The 26,972-nt window shown below is 52.8% G+C and carries 23 protein-coding genes, 2 tRNA genes and 1 rRNA gene; 21 read left to right on the top strand and 5 right to left on the bottom strand.

What is annotated here, in order from left to right; translation table 11 throughout:
• Positions 1–31: 31 nt before the first annotated feature.
• Together I2D83_RS21050 and argE are read right to left on the bottom strand one after the other, a co-directional pair.
• Positions 32–745 (bottom strand): GntR family transcriptional regulator, encoded by a 714-nt coding sequence (locus I2D83_RS21050; RefSeq protein WP_015842154.1) that lies wholly within the window; start codon positions 743–745, stop codon positions 32–34.
• 54 nt (positions 746–799) lie between these two features.
• Positions 800–1,951 carry an acetylornithine deacetylase gene (gene argE, locus I2D83_RS21045; protein ID WP_131591696.1) on the bottom strand — a complete coding sequence of 384 codons (1,152 nt, stop codon included), beginning with the start codon at positions 1,949–1,951 and terminating at the stop codon, positions 800–802.
• Between the two features lie 202 nt (positions 1,952–2,153).
• Between argE and argC the strand changes: the two genes are divergently transcribed.
• From argC to hemB, 12 genes are all read left to right on the top strand, one after another.
• The gene (argC, locus tag I2D83_RS21040; RefSeq protein WP_015842152.1) at positions 2,154–3,158 is read left to right on the top strand and encodes an N-acetyl-gamma-glutamyl-phosphate reductase; all 1,005 of its coding nucleotides are present in this window, start codon (positions 2,154–2,156) and stop codon (positions 3,156–3,158) included.
• Between the two features lie 37 nt (positions 3,159–3,195).
• Entirely contained in the window at positions 3,196–3,969 is a 774-nt protein-coding gene (gene argB, locus I2D83_RS21035; protein ID WP_015842151.1) for an acetylglutamate kinase, read from the top strand.
• A gap of 62 nt (positions 3,970–4,031) precedes the next feature.
• Entirely contained in the window at positions 4,032–5,405 is a 1,374-nt protein-coding gene (gene argH, locus I2D83_RS21030) for an argininosuccinate lyase (protein ID WP_182100981.1), read from the top strand.
• 231 nt (positions 5,406–5,636) lie between these two features.
• Complete coding sequence (gene rmuC / locus I2D83_RS21025) at positions 5,637–7,199, top strand: DNA recombination protein RmuC (protein ID WP_181845486.1); 1,563 nt, start codon at positions 5,637–5,639, stop codon at positions 7,197–7,199.
• A 132-nt stretch (positions 7,200–7,331) separates the two neighbouring features.
• Positions 7,332–8,087: a bifunctional demethylmenaquinone methyltransferase/2-methoxy-6-polyprenyl-1,4-benzoquinol methylase UbiE gene (gene ubiE / locus I2D83_RS21020; RefSeq protein ID WP_015842148.1), complete on the top strand. Its 756-nt coding sequence runs from the start codon at positions 7,332–7,334 to the stop codon at positions 8,085–8,087.
• A 12-nt stretch (positions 8,088–8,099) separates the two neighbouring features.
• Positions 8,100–8,741, top strand: a complete 642-nt coding sequence (ubiJ, locus tag I2D83_RS21015; RefSeq protein WP_015842147.1) for a ubiquinone biosynthesis protein UbiJ — start codon at positions 8,100–8,102, stop codon at positions 8,739–8,741.
• The gene (gene ubiB, locus I2D83_RS21010; RefSeq protein WP_180778846.1) at positions 8,738–10,378 is read left to right on the top strand and encodes a ubiquinone biosynthesis regulatory protein kinase UbiB; all 1,641 of its coding nucleotides are present in this window, start codon (positions 8,738–8,740) and stop codon (positions 10,376–10,378) included. The genes ubiJ and ubiB overlap by 4 nt, the downstream gene beginning before the upstream one ends.
• An 82-nt stretch (positions 10,379–10,460) precedes the next feature.
• Entirely contained in the window at positions 10,461–10,721 is a 261-nt protein-coding gene (gene tatA / locus I2D83_RS21005; RefSeq protein ID WP_180778847.1) for a Sec-independent protein translocase subunit TatA, read from the top strand.
• Between the two features lie 3 nt (positions 10,722–10,724).
• Positions 10,725–11,315 carry a Sec-independent protein translocase protein TatB gene (tatB, locus tag I2D83_RS21000; RefSeq protein ID WP_205947246.1) on the top strand — a complete coding sequence of 197 codons (591 nt, stop codon included), beginning with the start codon at positions 10,725–10,727 and terminating at the stop codon, positions 11,313–11,315.
• A 3-nt stretch (positions 11,316–11,318) separates the two neighbouring features.
• Entirely contained in the window at positions 11,319–12,071 is a 753-nt protein-coding gene (gene tatC / locus I2D83_RS20995) for a Sec-independent protein translocase subunit TatC (RefSeq protein ID WP_039521955.1), read from the top strand.
• 106 nt (positions 12,072–12,177) lie between these two features.
• Positions 12,178–12,960, top strand: a complete 783-nt coding sequence (gene tatD, locus I2D83_RS20990) for a 3'-5' ssDNA/RNA exonuclease TatD (protein ID WP_039521957.1) — start codon at positions 12,178–12,180, stop codon at positions 12,958–12,960.
• Between the two features lie 17 nt (positions 12,961–12,977).
• Entirely contained in the window at positions 12,978–14,000 is a 1,023-nt protein-coding gene (gene hemB / locus I2D83_RS20985; RefSeq protein ID WP_180778849.1) for a porphobilinogen synthase, read from the top strand.
• A gap of 59 nt (positions 14,001–14,059) precedes the next feature.
• On the opposite strand, the gene rfaH is transcribed toward hemB, so the two are convergent.
• The gene (gene rfaH, locus I2D83_RS20980) at positions 14,060–14,548 is read right to left on the bottom strand and encodes a transcription/translation regulatory transformer protein RfaH (protein ID WP_015842140.1); all 489 of its coding nucleotides are present in this window, start codon (positions 14,546–14,548) and stop codon (positions 14,060–14,062) included.
• Positions 14,549–14,748: 200 nt separating this feature from the next.
• Between rfaH and ubiD the strand changes: the two genes are divergently transcribed.
• Together ubiD and fre are read left to right on the top strand one after the other, a co-directional pair.
• The gene (gene ubiD / locus I2D83_RS20975; protein ID WP_180778850.1) at positions 14,749–16,245 is read left to right on the top strand and encodes a 4-hydroxy-3-polyprenylbenzoate decarboxylase; all 1,497 of its coding nucleotides are present in this window, start codon (positions 14,749–14,751) and stop codon (positions 16,243–16,245) included.
• Between the two features lie 49 nt (positions 16,246–16,294).
• Entirely contained in the window at positions 16,295–16,996 is a 702-nt protein-coding gene (fre, locus tag I2D83_RS20970) for an NAD(P)H-flavin reductase (protein ID WP_205947245.1), read from the top strand.
• A 92-nt stretch (positions 16,997–17,088) separates the two neighbouring features.
• Here fre and fadA read toward each other — a convergent pair whose 3' ends face one another.
• Entirely contained in the window at positions 17,089–18,252 is a 1,164-nt protein-coding gene (gene fadA, locus I2D83_RS20965) for an acetyl-CoA C-acyltransferase FadA (protein WP_181845484.1), read from the bottom strand.
• A gap of 11 nt (positions 18,253–18,263) precedes the next feature.
• Positions 18,264–20,453, bottom strand: a complete 2,190-nt coding sequence (gene fadB / locus I2D83_RS20960; RefSeq protein ID WP_205947244.1) for a fatty acid oxidation complex subunit alpha FadB — start codon at positions 20,451–20,453, stop codon at positions 18,264–18,266.
• A 185-nt stretch (positions 20,454–20,638) separates the two neighbouring features.
• Here fadB and pepQ point away from each other — a divergent pair, with 185 nt between their 5' ends.
• The 7 genes from pepQ (at position 20,639) to I2D83_RS20925 (ending at position 26,838) form a co-directional block, all read left to right on the top strand.
• Positions 20,639–21,970, top strand: coding sequence for a Xaa-Pro dipeptidase (gene pepQ, locus I2D83_RS20955; RefSeq protein ID WP_205947243.1), 1,332 nt, complete (start codon positions 20,639–20,641; stop codon positions 21,968–21,970).
• Complete coding sequence (locus tag I2D83_RS20950) at positions 21,970–22,581, top strand: IMPACT family protein (RefSeq protein ID WP_015842134.1); 612 nt, start codon at positions 21,970–21,972, stop codon at positions 22,579–22,581. Before pepQ ends, I2D83_RS20950 begins: the two co-directional genes overlap by 1 nt.
• Before the next feature lie 43 nt (positions 22,582–22,624).
• Complete coding sequence (gene trkH, locus I2D83_RS20945) at positions 22,625–24,076, top strand: Trk system potassium transporter TrkH (protein ID WP_015842133.1); 1,452 nt, start codon at positions 22,625–22,627, stop codon at positions 24,074–24,076.
• Between the two features lie 21 nt (positions 24,077–24,097).
• Positions 24,098–24,637, top strand: coding sequence for a menaquinone-dependent protoporphyrinogen IX dehydrogenase (hemG, locus tag I2D83_RS20940; protein ID WP_182100987.1), 540 nt, complete (start codon positions 24,098–24,100; stop codon positions 24,635–24,637).
• Between the two features lie 391 nt (positions 24,638–25,028).
• A 16S ribosomal RNA gene (locus tag I2D83_RS20935) occupies positions 25,029–26,570 on the top strand.
• A 73-nt stretch (positions 26,571–26,643) separates the two neighbouring features.
• A tRNA-Ile gene (locus tag I2D83_RS20930) sits at positions 26,644–26,720 on the top strand.
• Positions 26,721–26,762: 42 nt separating this feature from the next.
• A tRNA-Ala gene (locus tag I2D83_RS20925) sits at positions 26,763–26,838 on the top strand.
• Positions 26,839–26,972 lie beyond the last annotated feature (134 nt).

Raw genomic sequence — 26,972 nt, 5'->3', positions numbered from 1 at the left:
TAACGCCTACTGGGATAGGTTCTAAGTAACGTTACGGCGACTGGCGGAAGGTCAGGTTATCGAGGTTTAAGGGGATAACGTAGGTACAGGTGTAGTTGATGTCGATGATATCGCTCGATTCGTACACGCGACCGCCCTGTAAAATGCCGCGATTAAGAATATGCATCGCGGCCGTGCCTTTCTTGCAGTCCAGCAGCTCAGCCTGAGCTTTGGTGACGTTAACTGCCTGATAATGTGTCAGGTAGTGTGAAATCGCATAGCCCTTGCTGAGCACATACTGCTGAATAGAACCTTCAATAATCTTCTGATTCATCTCTGGGAAGTCTGCGGCAGGCATTTTCGATATCTCGATCTGCACCTTACGGTTATCGACATAACGTAATCGGCTGAATTCCCAGATAAATTCTTTATCGCTGATAGCAAATACCTGCTGCTCCTCTCGGTTCGGCAGGCGCTTATGTAGGCTAAGCAGGCGGGATGAAATCTGATTAAATTTCTTTTCGGTAATCGAGTTGTACACCAGCGGGTTACTGCGTACGCCCTGATTAATAAAATTACCTGAACCCTGCACCATATGGATCGCACCAATACTGGCGAGCTTTTCCAACGCCTGGCGGATAGTGAAGCGCGACACACCGTATTCCTCCGCCAACTGGCGTTCCGGCGGCAGCTTTTCCGGCAGTGGGTCGGTGTGCTGATAGATTTTGCTCAGTAAATCCTGCGCGATGAAATCTTTCTTTTTCATGGGCGGTCTCAAAATAGCCCTGCCAGCGTAGCTGACAAGGCCGTTTGCGTTGGATCAGTGATGGCAGAAGTGGTGAATCACCTGCGAAATCAGCTCCCGCGTTGGTTTGATAAACTTGGTATCAATGTATTCATCCGGCTGGTGCGCCTGTTCGATCGATCCCGGTCCCAGAACTAGCGTCGGGCACAGCGTCTGAATAAACGGCGCTTCGGTGCAGTAGTTCACGATTTCCGTTTTCGTCCCCAGTAACTTCTCCACGACCGAGACCAAGCGGTGATCCGGTGGGCATTCATAGCCAGGAATCGGCGGGTGCAGTTCGCTAATGGTCAACCGACCCGGCCATCGCTGGCTAACGGGCTCAAGCGCTTCTGACAGCAGTCCGTCCAGATCGTTAAGCGTGATACCCGGCAGTGGGCGGATATCCATATGCAATTCACAGCAGCCGCAGATGCGGTTAGCAGCATCGCCACCGTGAATGTGGCCGAGATTCATGGTGGGGTGAGGAATGTGGAAAATCGGGTTGTGATAGCGTTCCTGTAGGGTGTTGCGCAGCACCAGCAGGTGGGAAATCGCCTCATGCATCAGCTCAATCGCGTTCACGCCGCGTGAAGGATCGCTGGAATGGCCGGACTGTCCCTGAATACGGATCGCGTTGGACATATGGCCTTTGTGCGCCCGCACTGGCTGCAACGAGGTCGGTTCGCCAATGATGGCGCAGTCCGGGCGAATCTGCGTAGATTCGGAGAAATATTTGGCGCCGGCCATGGTTGTCTCTTCATCCGCTGTCGCCAGCACATAAAGCGGCTTCGTCAGTTTGGTCGGATCGATATCGCGCAAGGCATCCAGAATAAAGGCAAAGAACCCTTTCATATCCGCGGTGCCCAGACCGTACAGCTTATTGTCGTGTTCGGTCAGCGTGAAAGGGTCGCGCGTCCAGCGGCCGTCGTCGAACGGGACGGTGTCGGTGTGCCCTGCCAACAATAAGCCACCTTTTCCTTCACCAATCCGCGCCAGCATATTAAATTTATTGAGGGTGCCGGGAACCGGTTGGACCTCCACATGGAAGCCGAGATCGCCGAACCAGCCTGCCAGCAGGTTGATTAAGGTATGATTACTTTGATCGAGCGCGCTGTCGGTGGCACTGATGGACGGTGTAGCGATCAATGCCCGATATAGCTCAATAAAAGGGGGTAAATTCATCTTCACTGTTGACAGCCTCTGGTTAGGATAGTATCAATATTCATGCATTTATTTTGAATAAAAATACAATATTGCTCGGCGAAAGGAAACCCAAAGGTACGGCGATGGCGATTCGTCACTTTCACTGAGTTTCGCGGGTGAACAGCGTACCGACGCTGGTGAGCCCTGTTACCTGTTCCATAGATAAATAAGAAGGTATACGGATCCCATGCTGAATACGCTGATTGTTGGTGCAAGTGGTTATACCGGCGCTGAGCTTGCGCTCTACCTGAACCGTCACCCACAGATGAACATAACCGCTTTGATGGTTTCTGCGCAAAGTGTCGATGCAGGAAAATTGATTTCTGATTTACATCCGCAGCTCAAAGGCATCATCGACGTACCGGTAAAACCGCTGACCGATGCTGAAGAAGCAGCGAAAGGCGTGGATGTCGTTTTTCTGGCGACTGACCACAAAGTCAGCCACGATCTGGCTCCGGTTTTTCTGGCGGCTGGCTGCACTGTTTTTGATTTATCCGGCGCGTTCCGCGTACAGGACGCCGAGTTTTATCGTCGCTATTATGGTTTTGAGCATCAGCATCCTGACTGGCTGGCAAAAGCGGTTTATGGGCTGGCCGAATGGCGCGCGGAAAGCGTAAAACAGGCACAGCTGATTGCCGTTCCGGGCTGTTATCCCACGGCCGCGCAGCTGGCGCTGAAGCCGCTGCTGGACGCACAACTGCTGAATCCGGCTCAGTGGCCAGTGATTAATGCCGTTAGCGGCGTGAGTGGGGCGGGGCGTAAAGCGTCAATGACCAACAGCTTCTGCGAAGTCAGCTTTCAACCGTACGGCATTTTCAACCACCGCCATGAGCCTGAAATTTCAACGCACCTCGGCACGCCAGTGATCTTCACGCCGCATTTGGGCAACTTCGCCCGCGGCATTCTGGAAACCATCACCTGCCGCCTGCAACCGGGTGTAACCCAGCAGGATGTCGCCGAAGCCTATCACAACGCCTATCACGATAAGCCGCTGGTGCGTTTGTATGATAAGGGTGTTCCGGCGCTGAAATCTGTTGTTGGCCTGCCGTTCTGCGATATCGGTTTCTCCGTTGACGGTGAGCACCTGATCGTGGTGGCAACCGAAGATAACCTGCTGAAAGGCGCAGCGGCACAGGCCGTGCAATGCATGAACATTCGTTTTGGTTTCCCTGAAACCCAATCGTTAATTTAATGACTACTGGTCCCGACATTTCGAGGCGTGAAGCATAATGAATCCGTTAATTATCAAGTTAGGTGGCGTTTTACTGGATAGCGAAGAAGCGCTGGAACGTCTGTTCACCGCGCTGGTGGCTTACCGTCAGGAACATCAGCGTCCGCTGGTGATTGTGCACGGCGGCGGCTGTCTGGTGGATGACCTGATGAAAAAGCTATCGCTGCCTGTTGTGAAGAAAAACGGCCTGCGTGTCACGCCTGCCGATCAGATCGACATCATCACCGGTGCGCTGGCGGGGTCTGCTAACAAAACGCTGCTGTCGTGGGCGAAGAAGCATGACATCAACGCGGTCGGCCTGTGTCTGGGCGATGGCGGCAGCACGACGGTCACGCAGTTAGATGAAGCGCTGGGCTTTGTGGGTAAAGCGGAAGCGGGATCGCCTGCGCTGCTGAACACGCTGCTGTCTGCGGGCTATCTGCCTGTTGTCAGCTCTATCGGGATTACGGCGCAGGGTGACCTGATGAACGTCAATGCCGATCAGGCAGCGACGGCGCTGGCGCAAACGCTCGGCGCGGATTTAATCCTGCTGTCTGACGTGAGCGGCATTCTGGACGGTAAAGGCCAGCGTATTGCCGAAATGACGGCGGAAAAAGCCGAACAGCTGATTGCTCAGGGCATCATCACCGATGGCATGATTGTTAAGGTTAACGCCGCGCTGGATGCCGCTCGTGCGCTGGGTCGTCCGGTTGATATCGCCAGCTGGCGTCATGCTGAACAGTTACCTGCGCTGTTCAACGGTGTGGCGATTGGTACGCGTATTCTGGCGTAAGTCGTTTCTGGGTATGGCATGATGCCATACCAACGTAAATGATATTTTTGGGAGTAAGGGTTATGGCTTTGTGGGGCGGTCGGTTTAGTCAGGCAGCAGATCAGCGTTTTAAACAATTTAATGACTCACTGCGGTTTGATTACCGTCTGGCGGAACAGGACATCGTTGGCTCGATCGGCTGGTCGAAAGCGCTGGTGACGGTCAATGTGCTCAGCGAGCAGGAGCAGCAGCAACTGGAACAGGCGCTGAATGCGCTGTTGGTTGAGGTACAAGCTGACCCTGAGATGATCCTGCAAAGCGATGCAGAAGACATTCACAGCTGGGTTGAACAGCGTCTGATCGAGAAAGTGGGCGATTTAGGTAAAAAGCTGCATACCGGTCGTAGTCGTAACGATCAGGTCGCCACCGACCTGAAACTCTGGTGTAAGGCGCAGATTGCAGAACTGCTGCTGTCGGTACGTCAGCTGCGTCAGGCGCTGGTCACGACGGCGGAAGCGAATCAGGATGCGGTGATGCCGGGTTACACTCACTTGCAGCGCGCACAGCCGGTGACGTTTGCACATTGGTGTCTGGCTTACCACGAGATGCTGGCGCGTGATGAAAGCCGCCTGGAAGATACGCTGAAGCGTCTGGATGTCAGCCCGCTGGGCTGTGGCGCACTGGCGGGAACGGCTTATCCGATTGACCGTGAGCAGTTAGCTGGCTGGTTGGGTTTTGCATCCGCCACGCGTAACAGTCTGGACACGGTTTCCGATCGCGATCATGTACTGGAACTGTTGTCCGATGCTTCGATCGGCATGATCCACCTGTCGCGTTTTGCCGAAGATCTGATCTTCTTCAACAGCGGTGAAGCGGCGTTCGTTGAGTTGTCTGACCGTGTGACATCGGGTTCTTCCCTGATGCCGCAGAAGAAAAACCCGGATGCGCTGGAGCTGATTCGCGGTAAATGTGGCCGCGTACAGGGCGCATTGACCGGCATGATGATGACGCTCAAAGGCCTGCCGCTGGCGTATAACAAAGACATGCAGGAAGACAAAGAAGGGCTGTTTGACGCGCTGGACACCTGGCACGACTGCCTGATGATGGCGGCGCTGGTGCTGGAAGGCATTCAGGTGAAACGCCCGCGTTGTAAAGAGGCCGCTGAGCAAGGCTACGCGAACTCGACAGAGCTGGCGGATTATCTGGTCGCAAAAGGCGTCCCATTCCGTGAAGCGCACCATATCGTGGGTGAAGCGGTGGTTGAAGCCATCCGTCAGGGTAAAGCATTGGAAGCGCTGCCGCTGGCCGATCTGCAAAAATTCAGCGCCGTGATTGGCGAGGATGTCTACCCGATTCTGGCGTTGCAATCCTGTCTGGATAAGCGTGCAGCACAAGGTGGCGTGTCACCGCAGCAGGTCGCTAAAGCGATTAGTGATGCGAAGCAGCGCTTAGCCTAAGTCGCACTCTTCGCTAAGCTGTACCTTCCATTCCCCCAACGTTAATGTTCCACGTTGGGGGAATTTCAGTGTTACCCCTCTGATTCTTCTGAAAATTATCGTATGCCCATACTCATATGGAATGCGGCTCGCATTTTTCTGCTCAACCTACTCCCCATCAGAATTGTTTCTGGACATCCATACAGTATCATTTTACCTTGACCGACAGCGTGAGAGGCCTGCGGAGGCAAAGTGGATATCAGCATATTTTATGGTCTGGGCGGCAGTGCGGTGGGGCTACTGATCGGGTGGTTGATTGCCAGCCTGATTCATCAACAGAAGCTGTCGCAGCATGGCACCGAACAGCGGTTGCTGGCACAGACATTACAGCAGACTCAACAGTCGCTCAGCGAACAGCAGCAGGTCAAGCAGCAAGATGAACAGCGGCTGCGGCAAAACGAGCTGGAACTGCGCACGGTTCACGCTCAGCTTTCTGCCAGCCATGAAAAGCTGCAACAGTTGGGCGAGCTTCGCGCAGAGTGCGTGCAGTTAAATCAGGAACTGCGGACGCTACGTGAAATAAATAGCGCACAGGAAGCTGAGCTGCGAGAAGTCACCATTCGGCTGGAAGAAACCCGTATGGCGGCGGAAGAAAAGCAGCGGCTGTTGGCAAATAGCGAACAGCGGTTGACGACGCAGTTTGAGAATCTGGCGAACCGGATTTTTGAACACAGCGGCCGCAAAGTGGATGAGCAAAATAAACAGAGTCTGGATAAGCTGTTGATGCCGCTGCGTGAGCAGCTTGATGGCTTCCGCCGTCAGGTTCAGGACAGTTTTGGTGCGGAAGCGCGCGAGCGCCACACGCTGGCGCATGAAATCCGCAATCTGCAACAGCTTAACGCGCAAATGGCACACGAGGCCATCAACCTGACGAAAGCGCTGAAAGGCGATAACAAAACGCAGGGGAACTGGGGCGAAGTGGTTCTCAGCCGCGTGCTGGAAGCATCCGGCCTGCGTGAAGGCTATGAGTATCAGACACAGGTCAGCGTGCAAACAGGGGCGAATAGCCGCCTGCAGCCGGATGTCATTGTGCGTTTACCGCAGGGTAAAGATGTCGTGATCGATGCCAAGATGTCGCTGGTGGCTTATGAGCGCTATTTCAATAGCGACGATGACATCGAACGTAATGCGGCGCTGAACGAACATTTGCTCTCGGTACGCAGCCATATCAGGCAACTGAGTAGCAAAGATTACCAGCAGCTTCCGGGGCTGCGTTCGCTAGATTACGTGCTGATGTTTATCCCGGTCGAACCCGCTTTTCTGGTCGCTATCGATCGTCAGCCCGAATTGATTAACGAGGCGCTAAAGCACAATATTATGCTGGTTAGCCCGACCACGCTGCTGGTGGCGTTACGGACCATCAACAACTTATGGCGCTATGAACAACAGAGCCGCAATGCACAGCACATCGCTGAGAAAGCATCACGGCTGTACGATAAGCTGCGGTTGTTCGTCGACGATATGGAGGCCATGGGGCAGAGTCTGGATAAAGCACAGGGCACTTATCGTCAGGCGATGAATAAACTTTCGTCTGGGCGTGGTAACCTTATTGGCCAGGCTGAGGGGTTTCGCGCGCTGGGCGTTGAAATTAAACGCACGATCAGCCCGTCATTGGCTGAAAAAGCAACGGCCCATGAGCACGCTGAACGTGATGAATTAACGGGTTCAGCCGCCCCCGACGGTGTCTCACCACCTGTGAAAGCAGAGAGTGAAGCAGCAGAAACCCCCTCCGCTAACCGTACTAACTCGTACTAAATCGATATGGATTTCGCGGGCTTGGCACTCATGCTATGCGAAATTAGTGCAGTGGGGTTTTTATCTGGGTCTGGTACACTCTCACCATAAATGGGTAGACCCGAAATTTGACTGAAATAGTAGGCGGATAAGATGGCAAGTGAGCAGGAGAATACGGCCGACTTTGGTTTTCGGACTGTCGCCAGGGATGAAAAAGAAGTCATGGTGGCTGAAGTTTTTCATTCTGTAGCAGCAAAGTATGACTTGATGAATGACCTGATGTCCTTTGGTATCCACCGTATCTGGAAGCGTTTCACCATTGAATGCAGTGGGGTAAGACGTAACCAGCGTGTGCTGGATCTGGCCGGAGGAACAGGGGATTTAACCGCAAAATTCTCCCGTATGGTTGGTGAAGGTGGTGAAGTCATTCTGGCAGACATCAATGCATCCATGCTGAAAGTTGGCCGTGAGAAACTGCGTAACAAAGGCATTATCGACAACATCAGCTACGTGCAGGCCAATGCAGAAGCGCTGCCGTTCCCTGATGATTTCTTCGACTGCATTACTATCTCCTTTGGTCTGCGCAACGTGACGGACAAAAACAAAGCGCTGCGCTCAATGTACCGTGTTCTGAAGCCGGGTGGTCGGTTGCTGGTGTTGGAGTTTTCCAAGCCGATCATTAAACAGCTGAGCACCGTTTACGATGCGTATTCATTTCATATCCTGCCGAGGATTGGCGAAGCCGTGGCGAGTGATGCCGGGAGCTACCGCTATCTGGCGGAATCCATCCGCATGCATCCCGATCAGGAAACGCTGAAAGGGATGATGAGCGATGCCGGTTTTGACAGTGTTAACTATTTCAACCTCACTGGTGGAATCGTTGCACTGCATCGTGGGTTTAAATTCTGATTGGAAATGCCAATGCTGATAACGTCTTTTCTGACTGCTACGCTGGAAACCGCGCTGAATCAGCTGCTTTTTCACGATACTGTTTCTGGCGATCGTCGTTTTTCTTGCGATCGAAGCATGAAGTCTGCCCGCCAGCGCTTACAGGGAAAAACACTTCAGATCGAGCTGGCTGAACTGGATGTGCCTCTGGTGCTGGTGTTTAACGAACAGCGCCTGGACGTTGTCAGCCAGTGGGACGAATTGGCGGATTGCCGCCTGAAAACACGCGTTCCGGTTCTGATGAAATTACGCGATCGTCAACAGCTATCGTCGCTGATGCGCAGCGGCGAACTGGTGATTGAGGGTGATATTCAAGTCGTTCAACAGTTCATTGTGCTGGTTGATCTGGCGGAGTTCGATCCTGCGGAATGGCTGTCTCCCTACCTGGGCGATATTGTTGCTCAAGGTCTTAGCCAGACGGCACAGAAAACCCTGAGTTTCCTGAGACGGTCATTACATCAGCAACAACATTTCCTGTCCGAGACGTTAACGGAAGAGTGGCGACTGGCGCCGGGAAAACTGGAAAATGCCTGGTTCCATGAGGAAATTGTTGCGCTGGATAAATCCGCCGATGTGTTGTCCGAACGGCTGGCAAAGCTGGAGGCTTTACGATGACACCCAGTGAATTACGCCGCCTTTACAGCATTGTGCGAGTGTTGTTGAGCTATGGTCTGGACGAACTCATTCCTAAAATGCGTCTGACGTTTCCGCTGCGTGCGGGGCGTCGTCTGCTGTTCTGGTTACCCAATCGTCACCGCAACATGCCTTTAGGGGAACGTCTACGTTTGGCACTCCAGGAACTGGGGCCCGTGTGGATTAAGTTCGGACAAATGATGTCTACGCGCCGTGATCTCTTCCCACCAGCTATCGCCGACCAGTTAGCGATGTTGCAGGATAAGGTTGAGCCGTTTGATGGCAAGCTGGCTCGCGAGCAAATTGAGCTGTCGATGGGGGGGATTCCTCTCGAAGAGTGGTTTGATGATTTTGACATTAAACCGCTGGCTTCTGCCTCAATTGCACAGGTGCATACCGCCTGTCTGAAAAGCACGGGAAAAGAGATCGTTATCAAGGTTATCCGCCCGGATATCTTGCCTGTCATCAAGGCGGATATGCGCCTGATGAAGCGTCTGGCTGGCTGGTTGCCTCGTCTGTTGCCGGATGGTCGTCGCCTGCGGCCGCGTGAAGTGGTGCTGGAATACGAAAAAACGTTGCTTGATGAGCTGAACTTGCTGCGAGAAGCAGCCAATGCTATTCAACTGCGGCGGAATTTTGAGAACAGCCCGATGCTGTATGTGCCGGAAATCTATTCGGATTATTGCAGCGAAGGCATGTTGGTGATGGAACGTATCTACGGTATTCCTGTTTCTGATGTCGATGCGCTGAAGGCCAATGGCACAGATATGAAGCTGCTGGCAGAACGCGGCGTTCAGGTTTTCTTCACGCAGGTATTTCGCGACAGTTTCTTCCATGCGGATATGCATCCCGGCAATATATTTATCAGCTACGAGCACCCGGAAGACCCCCAATATATCGGCATTGACTGCGGTATCGTCGGTTCTTTGAATAAAGAAGATAAGCGCTATCTGGCCGAGAATTTCATCGCCTTCTTCAATCGTGATTATCGTAAAGTCGCCGAACTGCATGTGGACTCGGGCTGGGTGCCTGCGGATACCAATGTTGCTGATTTTGAATTCGCTATTCGTACGGTCTGTGAACCGATCTTCGAGAAGCCGTTGGCGGAAATTTCGTTCGGCCATGTATTATTGAATTTGTTTAATACGGCACGCCGCTTCAACATGGAAGTACAGCCCCAATTGGTGTTGCTGCAAAAAACGCTGTTGTATATTGAAGGCGTTGGTCGACAGCTTTATCCGCAGCTCGATCTGTGGAAAACCGCCAAGCCGTTTCTGGAAACCTGGATGAAGCAGCAGGTCGGTTTACCTGCAGTTTTCCGTGCGCTCAAAGAAAAAGCGCCGTTCTGGGCTGAAAAACTGCCGGAAGTGCCTGAATTGTTTTATGACGGGCTGCGTCAGCATAAGATGTTAAAGCACAGCGTCGACCAACTGGCCTATGAGTTGAAAACGCAGCAGGCGCGTCAAGGGCAATCACGATATCTTTTGGGTATTGGCGCAACGCTGCTAATCAGTGGTACGTTGTTACTGATCAGCCGTGTTGAAGCCGATATGGTTCCCGCAGGGCTGATGGCAGCAGGCATTGTTGCCTGGATTATCGGTTGGCGTCGAACTCGTTGAAGCAGATCATGATGCACGCCAGAATTACCCGATATAATAATAGGAATTCTGTCGTTCCCCTTTTTGAAAAGAGGTAAATGTTATGGGTGGTATTAGTCTCTGGAACCTGTTGATTATCGCGGTCATCGTCATCTTGCTGTTCGGCACTAACAAGCTGAGAACGCTGGGTTCGGATCTGGGAGCGTCAATCAAAGGCTTTAAGAAAGCAATGGGTGACGATCAGCCGTCCACTAGCGCAGACAAAACGCAGCCAGATGCTGATTTTTCTACCAAGTCTATTGCTGACAACCAGGCAGACGCCAAGCCGGGCGAGACGAAGAGCCAGCATAAAGAGCAGGTGTAATCTGTGTTCGATATCGGTTTTGGTGAATTGCTATTGGTGATGGTTCTTGGCCTGATTGTTCTCGGGCCGGAGCGTTTACCTGTGGCAGTCAAGACGGTTGCAGGCTGGATCAGGACGCTGCGTGCGCTGGCGTCTACCGTTCAGAATGAACTGTCGCAGGAGCTGAAACTTCAGGAGTTTCAGGAAAGCCTGAAAAAAGTCGAAAAAGCCAGTTTGCAGAATCTGTCGCCTGAGTTGAAAGCCTCAATGGATGAACTCAAAGAGGCGGCGGAAGCGATGAAACGTGGCTATACCGAAACGACGTCGCCGCAAAAGTCGGATGGTCACCAAAAGTCAGACGATCAGAACGCGACGGTGGAACAGCCTCGTAACGCCCCGCTAAACGATCCTGAAGCGGCCTACGATGGCGTGATTGAAGTAGAAACCGCAGTACGTCCGGCAGACGGCCAGCCTAAACCTGAAAATGGTGCTGCTGAACATCACCATGATAGCGACAGCGCTGTACGTGCTGAAGCTGTCGGCAACGATAATGTCAAACCTGAGCAGTCCCAGTCTTCTGCTGTTTCTGCCCGCCAACCGAGCGATAGTCGTTAGTTTATGGCCGATGAAGATACTCAACCGCTAATTAGCCACCTGATCGAGCTGCGCAAACGGCTACTGAACAGCATTATCTGTGTGCTGGCGGTATTTGTTGTGCTGGTGTTCTTTGCCAATGACATTTACCAGGTAGTTTCCGCCCCGCTCATCAAGCAATTGCCTGCGGGTGCCAGCATGATTGCGACCGATGTCGCCTCGCCTTTCTTTACGCCGATAAAGCTGACTATGATTGTCTCAGTGTTTGTTGCTGCACCGCTGGTGCTGTATCAGGTGTGGGCGTTTGTGGCTCCTGCTTTGTATAAACACGAGCGTCGTTTAATGATGCCGCTGTTGGTCTCCAGCAGTTTGCTGTTTTATGCGGGTATGGCATTCGCGTACTTTGTGGTGTTTCCGCTAGCGTTTGGCTTTTTTGCCAAAACCGCGCCCGTTGGCGTGCTGATTGCGACCGATATTAATAACTACCTCGATTTTGTTATGGCACTGTTCATGGCGTTCGGGGTATCGTTTGAAGTGCCGGTTGCTATTGTGCTGCTCTGCTGGAGTGGCGTGGTGACGCCGGAAGATCTGAAACGAAAGCGCCCTTATATTCTGGTCGGCGCGTTCGTTGTCGGCATGCTGCTAACGCCGCCGGATGTTTTCTCACAGACGCTGCTGGCCATTCCCATGTATCTGCTGTTTGAAATTGGCGTCTTCTTCTCGCGGTTTTACGTTGGCAAAGGCCGGCGGACTGAAACCGAAGAGCCATCGCAGTAACAAACGGTTTCCTGCGGTAGGACGATAAAATGACCTCTCTTTGAGAGGTCTTATTTTTTTATTCGCCAGAGTGAAATCGGCGAACGGTCACAAGCAGGTAAGAGTCATGTTTGATATTGGCGTTAACCTAACCAGTTCTCAGTTTGAAAAAGACAGAGAGCAGGTCGTCATTCGGGCGAAGCAAGCGGGTGTCAGTGGTATCTTGATCACTGGAACTAACGCTCAGGAAAGCCAGCAGGCCATGTTACTGGCGCAAGCCTATCCCGATTATTGCTGGTCAACGGCGGGTGTTCACCCACATGATGCCAGCCAGTGGAATGATGCTGTCGCCGAACAGATTCATCACATGGCAAGCGCCGACTGCGTGGTTGCCATCGGTGAATGCGGGCTGGATTTCAACCGTAACTTTTCGACGCCAGAAGAACAGGAACGAGCATTTAGCGCGCAACTAGCGATCGCGGCTGAACGGTCTATGCCGGTTTTTCTTCACTGTCGTGACGCGCATTCCCGTTTTATCTCTTTGCTCACCCCCTGGCTGAACCGGTTGCCTGCCGCCGTGGTTCACTGTTTTACCGGCAATCGTCATGAATTAGATGAATGCTTAGCTGCGGGATTGATGGTGGGCATTACCGGCTGGGTTTGCGATGAGCGTCGCGGGCTGGAGCTACGTGCTTTACTGCCGCATATTCCTGCCGATCGGCTGTTGGTGGAAACCGACGCACCTTATCTGTTACCCCGGGATTTACGCCCTAAACCGGCATCCCGCCGTAACGAACCCTGTTATCTGCCTCATATTATTCGCCAGATTGCGGAGTGGCGTGGAGAAGATGCCACATGGTTGGGACAGACAACAGATGAAAATGCCCGCCGGGTTTTCCGGCTGGCCTGATTCAGGAGAATAATGACATGAGCACTGCTTTTCCCGGCACTTTTCCCGGCCGACGTATGCGTCGCATTCGTCGCCATGATTTCAGCCGTCGCCTTGTTGCTGAGAATCAACTGACGGTGAACGATTTGATTTATCCCGTTTTCGTGATGGAAGGGACAAATCATCGTCAGGAAGTGCCCTCAATGCCGGGGGTATACCGGATGACTATCGACGTGCTTCTGAAAGAAGCCGAAGAGATCGCTAAGCTTGGCGTGCCGGTGCTGTCGCTGTTCCCCGTTGTTGAAGCGGATAAGAAATCGCTCTATGCCGAAGAAGCCTATAACCCGGATGGCTTGGTGCCCCGTACGATCCGCGCGCTGAAAGATGCCGTTCCTGAGTTGGGTTTGCTGACGGATGTGGCGCTCGATCCCTACACGACGCATGGGCAGGACGGGATTATTGATGAAGACGGTTATGTGGTTAACGATGTCACCAAGGAGATTTTGGTGCGTCAGGCGTTGTCTCATGCTGAAGCCGGAGCCGAAATTATTGCGCCCAGCGATATGATGGATGGTCGTATCGGTGCTATCCGCGACATGCTTGAAGCGCAGAACCTGATCAATACCCAGATCATGGCGTACTCGGCTAAGTATGCATCGTGTTACTACGGGCCTTTCCGCGACGCCGTGGGTTCAGCCAGCAATCTGAAAGGTGGCAACAAGAAAACCTACCAGATGGATCCCGCCAACAGCGATGAAGCCCTGCAGGAAATTGCGCAGGATTTGCAGGAAGGTGCGGATATGGTGATGGTGAAACCGGGCATGCCTTATCTGGATGTGGTGCGTCGCGTCAAGGATACGTTCGGCGTACCGACCTTTGCCTATCAGGTCTCTGGCGAATATGCGATGCACATGGCGGCGATTCAAAACGGCTGGTTACAGGAACAACCAGTGGTGATGGAGTCTCTACTGTGCTTTAAACGTGCGGGTGCAGATGGAGTGCTGACCTATTTTGCCAAACGTGTCGCTCAGTGGCTGCACGATCAACACATGCAACGCTAAGACTGCCTCATCCGGTGCGGTATAAACGCGCCGGATAGGGTAAAGAGGGAAGCATCAGGCTAGGCTTTGCGAAACTCGCGGTTATCGATGCTCTGCCTGACCTGCTTGTTCAACATATTCAGCAGCAGCATCGACCGGGCTTCGCCATCAGGTTCGGTGTAAATCGCCTGAAGACCAGAGAAAATACCGTCGGTAATGACCACGCTATCACCGGGCTGCGGCGTCAGCGGATCAGTGATGACCTGCAAGGGACGAAGTGACAACTCATCGATAACCTGCTGCGGAATGGTCGCTGGCAGTGCGCCAAATCGCACGAAATTGCTCACCCCACGCGTTGCGCTGATGGTGGTGGTGTGGATACGTTCGGGATCGAATTCCACAAACAGGTAGTTTGGGAACAGCGGCTCACACACTTCCGTTCGTTTACCACGAACGATTTTATCCAGCGTGATCATCGGGCTCACGCAGGTCACATCCTGACGTTCCAGATGTTCTTTCGCGCGCAGCAGTTGACCACGTTTACAATACAGTAAGTACCAGGCTTCCATAATTTCGCAGACTTATGATTCCGACGAGCAAGCATAACAAAAGCGAGCACGGATAAAAAATTTTCGGCAGATATTTTTGTTACCACATTATGGTAATCGGATTTTTGATGGTGATTGGATTCTTACCATAAATAGGCGCTGCGGGAAGCGACAGGTGGGTGAAGAGACTTTATAATAGCCACAACGATAGACTGCCCCCGATGAATAGCATGAAATACCGTGACTTACGCGAATTCCTCTCGCTGCTGGAAGAGAGAGGGGAGTTGAAACGCATTACCCAGCCCATCGATCCTTACCTTGAAATGACGGAAATTGCTGACCGAACGCTGCGTGCGGAAGGCCCGGCTCTCCTGTTTGAAAACCCCAAAGGCTATGACATGCCAGTGCTGTGCAATTTATTCGGTACGCCGAAACGTGTTGCATTGGGAATGGGGCAAGAAGAGGTCAGCGCACTGCGTGAGGTGGGTAAACTGCTGGCGTTTCTGAAAGAACCGGAGCCGCCCAAAGGGTTCCGCGATCTGGTGGATAAAATGCCGAAGTTCCGTCAGGTGCTGAATATGCCGACGAAGCGACTGTCTTCGGCACCGTGTCAGGAACAGGTTTGGCAGGGTGACGATGTTGACCTACGCCGGATTCCGGTGATGCAGTGTTGGCCGGAAGATGCCGCGCCGCTCATTACCTGGGGGCTTACCGTGACGCGCGGGCCGCACAAAGAGCGGCAGAATCTGGGGATCTATCGCCAGCAGGTACTGGGTAAAAATAAACTGATCATGCGCTGGCTATCTCATCGCGGTGGCGCGCTGGATTTTCAGGAGTGGTGTCAGGAAAATCCCGGACAGCGTTTTCCGGTGTCTGTCGCATTGGGCGCTGACCCCGCGACGATCCTCGGTGCGGTGACGCCAGTCCCCGATACGCTATCGGAATATGCCTTTGCGGGTTTGCTGCGCGGGCACAAGACCGAAGTGGTGAAGTGCCTGTCGAACGAACTGGAAGTACCCGCCAGTGCAGAAATTGTTCTGGAAGGCTATATTGAACCCGGAGAAATGGCGGCTGAAGGACCTTATGGCGACCATACCGGCTATTACAATGAAGTCGACCACTTCCCGGTCTTTACCGTCACGCATATTACTCAGCGTCAGAATGCCATTTATCACTCGACGTACACGGGGCGGCCACCGGATGAGCCTGCCGTACTGGGTGTGGCGCTGAACGAAGTTTTTGTGCCAATCCTGCAAAAGCAGTTTCCTGAGATTGTTGATTTTTATTTGCCACCGGAGGGTTGCTCTTACCGTCTGGCGGTCGTTACCATGAAGAAACAGTACGCGGGCCATGCTAAACGCGTCATGATGGGCGTCTGGTCTTTTTTACGCCAGTTCATGTATACGAAATTTGTCATTGTCTGCGATGATGACGTTAATGCCCGTGACTGGAACGACGTGATATGGGCGATCACGACGCGTATGGATCCGGCACGTGATACGGTATTAGTGGAAAATACGCCGATCGACTATCTTGATTTCGCCTCGCCGGTTTCTGGTTTGGGTTCCAAAATGGGCCTGGATGCTACCAATAAATGGCCTGGTGAGACACAGCGCGAGTGGGGACACCCCATCAAGAAAGACCCACAGGTTTGTGCCCGCATCGATGAAATATGGGACGAGTTGGCCATTTTTAGTGACAGAGAGCCCCGGCGTTAGCGGCTGCCCTGTTCTCGGTTTTGCTTTTATGACCCTATAGAGGGAATGCATGACAACATTGAGCTGTAAAGTGACTTCGGTCGAAGCCATAACCGATACGGTCTATCGCGTTCGTTTATTACCTGAAGCGCCGTTTTCCTTTCGGGCTGGCCAGTATTTGATGGTGGTGATGGGCGATCGAGACAAACGTCCTTTCTCACTGGCATCGACCCCGATGGATAAAAATTTTATCGAATTGCACATTGGGGCGTCCGAACTGAATCTTTACGCGATGGCCGTAATGGAACGTATTCACAAGGAAAAATCCCTGACGGTCGATATTCCGCACGGCGAAGCCTGGCTGAGGGAAGAGAGTACGCGTCCGCTGGTGCTGATTGCGGGCGGAACCGGATTTTCATACGTGCGTTCTATCCTGCTGACCGCGCTGGCGCAGCAACCCAATCGTGATATCTCCATTTACTGGGGCGGACGTGAATCCCAGCACCTGTATGATTTAGCCGAGCTCGAAGGCTTCGCGGCTAAGCACTCCAATCTGCGGGTGGTGCCGGTAGTCGAACAGCCGGAAGCCGGATGGAATGGCAGAACGGGCACCGTTCTGAGCGCGGTATTGCAGGATTACGGTTCGCTGGCAGAGCAGGATATCTATATTGCCGGTCGCTTTGAAATGGCGAAAATTGCACGTGAGCGTTTTTGTAACGAGCGTGGTGCGCTGGCTGCTCACATGTTCAGCGATGCGTTTTCGTTTATTTAAAACGGTCGATGGCAGTCAGAATTTAAAAGTAAAAATCCCACGTCTGTGGGATTTTTGGTTTCTGGTATAGCTCTGGCAAAGTGCGCCTATATTCAGACGCGCTCAAATACCGTCGCAATACCCTGTCCCAGCCCGATGCACATCGTCGCCACGCCAAACTGAACATCGCGGCTTTCCATCAAATTAATCAATGTGGTAGAGATGCGTGCGCCTGAGCAACCGAGCGGGTGACCCAGCGCAATCGCACCACCGTTGAGGTTGACCTTCTCATCGACCTGTTCCAGCAGCCCGAGATCTTTAATGCAGGGTAGCGTCTGGGCGGCGAAGGCCTCATTGAGCTCAAAGAGGCCGATATCGGACAGGCTCAATCCTGCCCGCTTCAGCGCCAGTTTTGTCGCCGGAACCGGGCCGTAGCCCATAATCGAAGGATCGCAGCCAACTACGGCCATCGCCCGGATGCGAGCCCGTACGGGTAAACCTAATGACGCCGCTCGGGATTCGCTCATGATCAACATGGCTGCTGCACCATCGGACAGCGCCGAGGATGATCCGGCCGTCACTGTGCCGTTAACCGGATCGAACGCCGGTTTGAGCGCCGCAAGGCTATCGACGGTGGTGTCTGGGCGAATGACTTCATCATAATCGAAGCGTTGCAGTGCGCCGTCTGCATCATGCCCTGCCGTAGGGATGATTTCATGGCGAAACGCCCCTGACTGGGTGGCGTGATGGGCCCGTTGGTGTGAGCGAGCGGCGAACTGATCCTGCATCTCACGGCTAATATTGTGCATACGCCCCAGCATCTCGGCCGTGAGCCCCATCATACCTGCCGCTTTAGCTATGGTGCGGCTCAGTCCCGGATGAAAATCGACGCCATGATTCATCGGCACATGTCCCATATGCTCAACGCCACCGATTAAGCAAACGTCCGCGTCGCCAACCATAATGGTGCGGGCAGCATCGTGGAGCGCCTGCATGGAAGAGCCGCACAGCCGGTTAACCGTAGTCGCGGGGACATTCATCGGAATTTCTGCCAGCAAAGCAGCATTGCGAGCCACGTTGAAGCCTTGTTCCAGCGTCTGCTGCACACATCCCCAATAGATATCGTCGATCTCACGGGCGTCCAGCGCCGCGTTACGGCTTAATAGGCTGCGCATCAGGTGTGCGGACAGGTCTTCGGCTCTTACCTGACGGAAGGCACCACCTTTGGAGCGTCCCATCGGCGTGCGAACGGCATCAACAATCACTACCTTTTCCATATTTCCTGTCCTCATGCCGGTTGACCGTGGGAAACGTCCGCGTGTGGCGCGACCGATGGGTAATAGCTTTCATTGCTTCTGGCTTTTTGCTGCAAGCCGTCTGGCACCTGATAGATTGCGCCGAGGTGCGCCAACTGTTGCGCCATCTCGACATAACGTTCGCTGCCCAATGTGTCCAGATAGCGGCAGGCGCCGCCGTGGAAGGGAGGGAAACCCAGCCCGTATACCAGCGCCATGTCCGCTTCGGCAGGGCTGGCGACGATGCCTTCCTCCAGACAGCGTGCGACTTCATTAATCATCGGGATCATCATACGAGCGATAATTTCTTCTGCACTGAATGCTTTTGTCGGTTGGCTAATGTCTTTAAGGAGCGTGTTTACGGCTTCATCCTGCTCTTTACGCGGCTTGCCTTTGCTATCGGTTTGATAGCGGTAGAAGCCCTGACCGTTTTTCTGCCCAAAGCGCTGATGCTCAAACAGCACATCAATCGCATCACGGTAATCTTTCGCCATACGCTGCGGAAAGCCAGCGGCCATGATGGCCTGAGCATGGTGAGCGGTGTCAATGCCGACTACATCCAGCAGATAAGCTGGCCCCATCGGCCAACCGAATTTTTTCTCCATGACGTTATCGATCTCGCGGAAATCGGCACCGTCTCTGAGCAGTAAGCTGAATGCAGCAAAGTAGGGGAACAGCACCCGATTCACGAAGAACCCGGGGCAGTCGTTCACGACAATTGGCGTTTTCCCCATTTTGCTGGCGTAAGCCACTACGCTGGCGATGGTGCTGTCGCTGGTTTTAGGGCCGCGAATAATTTCGACCAGCGGCATTCGGTGTACTGGGTTGAAGAAGTGCATTCCGCAGAAATTTTGCGGCCGTTTTAGCGATGGGGCCAGCGAAGCAATCGGGATGGTGGAGGTATTCGAAGCCAGAATCGTATTCTCGCTAACGTGCGATTCAGTTTCGGCGAGTACACTGGCTTTGATTTTCGGGTTCTCAACCACGGCCTCAACCACGATGTTGGTGCGCTCAAAGCCGGCGTAATCCAGCGTTGGCTGAATTCTGGCCAGAATCGTCGCCATTTTCATTCCATCCAGCTTGCCTCGTTCCATTTGTTTATTCAGGAGCTTGGCAGCTTCATTCATCCCCAGCGCAAGCGGCTTCTCATTGATATCTTTCATTCGAATCGGCACGCCTTTGAACGCGGATTGATAGGCAATTCCGCCGCCCATAATACCTGCACCCAGAACGGCCGCTTGCTGCGGCACCGGTGTCTCGCCAATCAACTTCTTCGCTTTACCTTTAACATACTGATCATTGAGGAAAATGCCGACGAGTGCCCGAGCTTCATTGGAACGCGCCAACTGAACGAAGTGCTGCGTTTCGAGTTGCAATGCGTCATCGCGCGTCATGGTCGCGGCGGCTTCGATAGTTTTGACCGCTAACATGGGCGCTGGATAGTGCTTCCCGGCGGTTTGTAGCACCATCGCTTTGGCGGTGGTAAAGCTCATCATGGCTTCAATCTTATTGAGCTTCAGCGCTTCAAGTTTCGGGCGCCGATAAGCCTGCCAGTCCAGTGAGCCGTTAATCGCCTGTTTCAACATCTTGATGGCAGCGGGAACCAGTTTGTCATTGGTCACCACGGCCTGCACCAGTCCCACTTTTAAGGCATCGGCTGCGCTGACGTCTTTACCGGCGGCGATAATTTCCAATGCGCTATCTGTACCCAGCAGGCGCGGCAGCCTGACCGTGCCGCCAAAACCCGGCATGATCCCTAGCTTCGTTTCTGGTAGGCCGATACGCGCATCCGGCGTCGCTAAACGAAAGTCGGTTGCCAGTACACATTCACAACCGCCTCCCAGTGCATAGCTATTAATCGCGGACAGTGTGGGAACGGGTAAGTCCTCAAGGCGGCTAAAAATGCGGTTGGCGAAGACAAGCCATTCATGCAGCTTTTCGGCCGGTGCGGCAAAAAGGGAAAGGAATTCCGTGATATCGGCACCGACAATAAATGCAGGTTTGTCAGAGCGTAGCAGTAAGCCCTTCAGATTCGGCTGTTCCGCCAGAACGTCCAGTGCCTTACCCAGGCTGGCAACCGTGCGGGTATCTAGCTTGTTTACGGAGCCAGGGGCAGAAAATACCAGCTCGGCAATGCCGTCCTCAAGCCAGTTAAGGTAGAGGGATTCACCTTGATAAAGCATGTTTATCTCCGCTGTTTGTGTGAGTGAACTGGTATGACCAGATAATCGAATTGTGGTTTTAATGTTAATTTTTTGCAAACGAGAGATTAATTTTTTGCCGAATCGATCACAAAGCACCGGACGCTGCCCTTGGGGGATGCCTGTGTTAAAATGGAGAGATCATGTCGTGACGTACAAGGATACTCATGGAAAAGCTAGCTTCTTTATATCATCACCATCTGGCGACGCTGCAAGCGCGTGCCCAGACGGTTTTAGCGCGCCATCAGCTTGACGCATTACTGATTCATTCTGGTGAGCTGTTGACCGTTTTTCTGGACGATCACGACTATCCTTTCAAGGTTAACCCACAGTTTAAAGCCTGGGTGCCCGTCACGCAGGTGCCGAATTGCTGGCTATGGGTTGATGGCGTTAATCCACCGAAGCTGTGGTTCTACTCACCGGTGGATTACTGGCATAACGTAGCGCCGGTTCCTGAGAGTTTCTGGACTGAAGAAATTGATATTACCGTGCTGCGGAATGCCGATGATATTGGGCAACTGCTCCCATCGCAGCGTGAGCGCGTTGCCTATATCGGCTACGCACCGCAACGTGCGCAGGATTTAGGGATTCGTGCAGATAATATCAATCCTCAGGGCGTGCTGGATTATCTGCACTACCATCGCGCTTATAAAACCGATTACGAGCTGGCCTGCATGCGTGAAGCGCAGAAGACGGCTGTTATTGGTCATCGGGCGGCGCATGAAGCGTTTCTGTCCGGTATGAGCGAATTTGATATTAATCTGGCGTATCTGATGGCTACTGGTCATCGTGATATCGATGTCCCTTACGGCAATATCATTGCGCTAAATGAACACGCTGCGGTGTTGCACTATACCCAGCTCGATCATCAGGCGCCTTCCGATGTCCGCAGCTTCCTGATCGATGCCGGAGCTGAATATAACGGATATGCCGCCGATCTGACGCGTACCTATTCCGCGCAGAGCGACGGCGCATTTGCCCTGCTGATTAAAGATCTCAATCAGGAAATGCTCGCATTGATTGATACCGTTCAGGCGGGAGTACGCTATACCGATTACCATATTCAGATGCATCAGCGGATTGCGAAGCTGCTGAAATCACATCAGTTGGTGCGAGACATCAGTGAAGAGGCGATGGTGGAGCAGGGACTTACGTCGCCTTTCCTGCCGCACGGTCTTGGCCATCCGCTGGGGTTGCAGGTGCATGACGTCGCCGGGTTTATGCAAGACGATCGCGGCACACATCTGGCGGCACCGTCTCAATATCCTTACCTGCGTTGTACCCGTGTACTTGAACCCGGTATGGTCATGACGATCGAACCGGGCATCTATTTCATCGAGTCCTTACTCGCTCCGTGGCGCGAGGGCGAATTGCGTCAACACTTTGACTGGCAAAAAATCGATGCGCTGAAACCGTTTGGCGGTATCCGTATTGAGGATAATATTGTCATTCATGACGGGCGTGTGGAGAACATGACGCGCGACCTGAATCTGGCCTGATGCAAGCGTATCCAATTCCAGCTGCGCCGGTGAGCTTCAGCGAGGAAATCAAGAAAAGCCGCTTTACGACGATCCTGGCGGCAACGCCAGGAATCGACGCGGCAAAAGCGTTTATCCAGCATGTCAGGGAAGAACACGCCTCGGCGGGCCACCACTGCTGGGCGTTTGTTGCGGGTGCGCCCGATGACTCTCAGCAACTGGGTTTTTCTGACGATGGTGAGCCTTCCGGCACGGCAGGTAAGCCGATGCTGTCGCAACTGATGGGAAGTGGCATCGGTGAAATTACGGCTGTGGTGGTGCGCTACTATGGTGGAATCCCGTTGGGCACCGGTGGGTTGGTGAAGGCCTATGGCGGTGGCGTTCAGCAAGCGCTGAAGCTGATATCGCTGCAAGAAAAAGTGTTGCAAAAAGAGTATGGCTTACAATGTGACTATGCACTGTTGCCTCAGGTGGAATCCCTGATCTTCCAGCTTGGCGGAAAGGTTTTGCATAGTGAGTATGGTGTGGACGTCGTATTGCGGTTCTCTATCCCCGTTAGGGGAACCGAGGAAGCGGCAATGAAATTGCGCGATTTAAGCCGCGGTGCGTTGCATTTATTGCCGATTCCATAATAATCCCAGCGCTTTTTCATGAATCATTAAGGAATTCCTCGCGATGCACTTGCGCGCCATAACTCGTATTGTCGGCCAGTTGGTTATCCTGTTTTCTGGGACGATGGTTATTCCCGGACTGGTGGCGTTAATTTATCGCGATGGCGCAGGCCGGGCGTTTACGCAGACCTTTATTGTCGCGCTGGCGATTGGCATCATGCTGTGGTTACCAAACCGCAAACAGAAGCATGAACTGAAGTCTCGTGAAGGGTTCCTCATCGTTGTTCTCTTCTGGACGGTGCTGGGAAGCGTCGGTGCACTGCCTTTCCTGTTCGCTGAGCATCCTAATCTGGGCGTGACGGATGCTTTCTTCGAGTCGTTCTCTGGGTTAACGACAACGGGTGCAACCACGTTGGTCGGACTGGATTCTCTGCCTAAAGCTATCCTGTTTTATCGACAAATGCTGCAATGGTTTGGTGGGATGGGGATCATCGTACTTGCCGTTGCCATCCTGCCGATCCTTGGTGTTGGTGGGATGCAGCTTTATCGTGCGGAGATGCCGGGGCCGTTGAAGGAAAACAAAATGCGCCCGCGTATTGCCGATACGGCAAAAACACTGTGGCTGATTTATCTCTTACTCACCATCGCTTGCGCTGTCTCGCTTTGGCTGGCTGGGATGCCGGTATTTGATGCGATTGGGCACAGCTTCTCTACGGTGTCTGTCGGCGGGTTCTCCACTCACGATGCCAGCATCGGTTACTTCAACAGCCCAACGATCAATACCATCATCGCGATATTCCTGCTGATTTCCGGCTGTAACTTTGGCTTGCACTTTGCTCTGCTGAGCGGCCGCAGCCTGAAGGTATACTGGCGCGACCCAGAATTCCGCATGTTTATTTTTGTTCAGCTGTCGCTGGTGGCCGTATGTACGATTGTCCTGTGGTTCCACCACGTTTATGACAGCGGTATGCAGACAATCAATCAGGCATTTTTCCAGGTCGTTTCCATGGCGACAACGGCAGGGTTTACGACAGACAGCATCGCATCGTGGCCGCTTTTTTTGCCGGTTTTGCTTCTGTGCTCTGCGTTTATTGGCGGATGTGCGGGCTCAACAGGGGGCGGTCTGAAAGTGATCCGTATCCTGCTGCTTTTCCTGCAAGGATCGCGTGAGCTGAAGCGTCTAGTGCATCCGAATGCCGTTTATACGATTAAGCTCGGTCATCGGGCGTTGCCAGAACGTATTCTTGAAGCCGTGTGGGGATTCTTTTCCGCATATGCGCTGGTTTTTATTGTCAGTATGCTGGCGGTCATTGCGACAGGCGTTGATGATTTCTCCGCATTTGCCGCGGTCGCTGCCACATTGAATAATCTGGGGCCGGGGCTGGGTGTTGTCGCCGAGAACTTTACGTCGATGAATGATACGGCGAAATGGATTCTCATAATGACAATGCTGTTTGGTCGTTTGGAAGTTTTCACGCTTTTAGTGCTATTCACGCCAACCTTCTGGCGCGAATAGTCCCCATAAGGATAAAGAACAATGAAAGCTTTGATCGTGTTTTCGAGTCGGGATGGGCAAACAAGAGCCATTGCCTCCTCTATTGCAAATACGCTGAAAGGAACCCTGGAGTGTGATGTTGTTAACGTACTCAATGCGAATGATATCGATCTTGGCCAATACGATCGGGTGATGATTGGGGCATCGATTCGATATGGGCGCTTTCATCCTGCGGTAAATCAATTTATCCGTAAACACCTGGATTCTCTGCAACAGTTGCCCAGCGCATTCTTCTCCGTGAACCTCACTGCACGTAAGCCAGAAAAGCGCACAATACAAACTAATGCTTATACACGTAAATTCCTGCTGAGCTCTCCGTGGCAGCCAGATTTGTGTTGTGTGTTTGCTGGTGCCCTGCGCTATCCACGTTACCGCTGGTTTGATCGGGTAATGATTCAACTGATTATGCGTATTACGGGGGGCGAAACGGATAGTACGAAAGAGATTGAATATACGGACTGGCAGCAGGTTGCCCGTTTCGCACAGGATTTTGCCCAATTAGCGGCGAAAAATCCCGCATAACGGCGTCTTTTACTGCGCTTTGCTGAAAAAAACCTCACTCGAAAATTATTTTGCATTTAGCGCTTGTCAGGCGGCGAGAAGTCCCTATAATGCGCCTCCACTGACACGGCAACAGCGACTTACGAAGTTGGTGTGACAGAAAAAGATTCAACGAAGGCGGTCAGTAATGACTTGACTTCACAGCGGAAAAACATAATATATGCGGCCCGCGCCACGGAAGATGTGGCACTGCTCTTTAACAATTTAATCAGACAATCTGTGTGGGCACTCACAAGACCGTATCTTAACGATATAAAAAGTCTTGAAGAGTGAACAACAGTAAATTCATTACGAATAAACAGTTTTAATTCTTTGAGCATCGCTGACGAGTTCAGCAAATCAAACAAATCTTAAATTGAAGAGTTTGATCATGGCTCAGATTGAACGCTGGCGGCAGGCCTAACACATGCAAGTCGAGCGGTAGCACAGAAGAGCTTGCTCTTCGGGTGACGAGCGGCGGACGGGTGAGTAATGTCTGGGAAACTGCCTGATGGAGGGGGATAACTACTGGAAACGGTAGCTAATACCGCATAACGTCTTCGGACCAAAGAGGGGGACCTTCGGGCCTCTTGCCATCAGATGTGCCCAGATGGGATTAGCTAGTAGGTGAGGTAATGGCTCACCTAGGCGACGATCCCTAGCTGGTCTGAGAGGATGACCAGCCACACTGGAACTGAGACACGGTCCAGACTCCTACGGGAGGCAGCAGTGGGGAATATTGCACAATGGGCGCAAGCCTGATGCAGCCATGCCGCGTGTGTGAAGAAGGCCTTCGGGTTGTAAAGCACTTTCAGCGGGGAGGAAGGCGGTGAGATTAATACTCTCACCGATTGACGTTACCCGCAGAAGAAGCACCGGCTAACTCCGTGCCAGCAGCCGCGGTAATACGGAGGGTGCAAGCGTTAATCGGAATGACTGGGCGTAAAGCGCACGCAGGCGGTTTGTTAAGTCAGATGTGAAATCCCCGAGCTTAACTTGGGAACTGCATTTGAAACTGGCAAGCTAGAGTCTTGTAGAGGGGGGTAGAATTCCAGGTGTAGCGGTGAAATGCGTAGAGATCTGGAGGAATACCGGTGGCGAAGGCGGCCCCCTGGACAAAGACTGACGCTCAGGTGCGAAAGCGTGGGGAGCAAACAGGATTAGATACCCTGGTAGTCCACGCTGTAAACGATGTCGATTTGGAGGTTGTGCCCTTGAGGCGTGGCTTCCGGAGCTAACGCGTTAAATCGACCGCCTGGGGAGTACGGCCGCAAGGTTAAAACTCAAATGAATTGACGGGGGCCCGCACAAGCGGTGGAGCATGTGGTTTAATTCGATGCAACGCGAAGAACCTTACCTACTCTTGACATCCACAGAATTCGGTAGAGATACCTTAGTGCCTTCGGGAACTGTGAGACAGGTGCTGCATGGCTGTCGTCAGCTCGTGTTGTGAAATGTTGGGTTAAGTCCCGCAACGAGCGCAACCCTTATCCTTTGTTGCCAGCGGTTCGGCCGGGAACTCAAAGGAGACTGCCAGTGATAAACTGGAGGAAGGTGGGGATGACGTCAAGTCATCATGGCCCTTACGAGTAGGGCTACACACGTGCTACAATGGCGTATACAAAGAGAAGCGACCTCGCGAGAGCAAGCGGACCTCATAAAGTACGTCGTAGTCCGGATTGGAGTCTGCAACTCGACTCCATGAAGTCGGAATCGCTAGTAATCGTAGATCAGAATGCTACGGTGAATACGTTCCCGGGCCTTGTACACACCGCCCGTCACACCATGGGAGTGGGTTGCAAAAGAAGTAGGTAGCTTAACCTTCGGGAGGGCGCTTACCACTTTGTGATTCATGACTGGGGTGAAGTCGTAACAAGGTAACCGTAGGGGAACCTGCGGTTGGATCACCTCCTTACCAAGAAGATGTGCGTTAAGTGAAGTGCTCACACAGATTGTCTGATGAAAATAACGAGCAGAAATACCTTAATAGGCTTGTAGCTCAGGTGGTTAGAGCGCACCCCTGATAAGGGTGAGGTCGGTGGTTCAAGTCCACTCAGGCCTACCAACTCTTCCGTGAGTGGTATCTAAGGTATCTGTAAGCAACGATGGGGCTATAGCTCAGCTGGGAGAGCGCCTGCTTTGCACGCAGGAGGTCTGCGGTTCGATCCCGCATAGCTCCACCATTAAAAAGACTTCAGAGCGTATTGGAAACAGTATGCTGCGAAGTATTTTGCTCTTTAACAATCTGGAACAAGCTGAAAATTGAAACATGACAGCTGAACGTGCGTTGATACCTTCGGGTGTCGATGGCGATGCA

This window comes from Pectobacterium aroidearum, assembly GCF_015689195.1.
Taxonomy (GTDB): domain Bacteria; phylum Pseudomonadota; class Gammaproteobacteria; order Enterobacterales; family Enterobacteriaceae; genus Pectobacterium; species Pectobacterium aroidearum.
The sequence above is the reverse complement of the archived record's forward strand: the minus strand, read 5'-3'. Positions and strand labels throughout refer to the sequence as shown.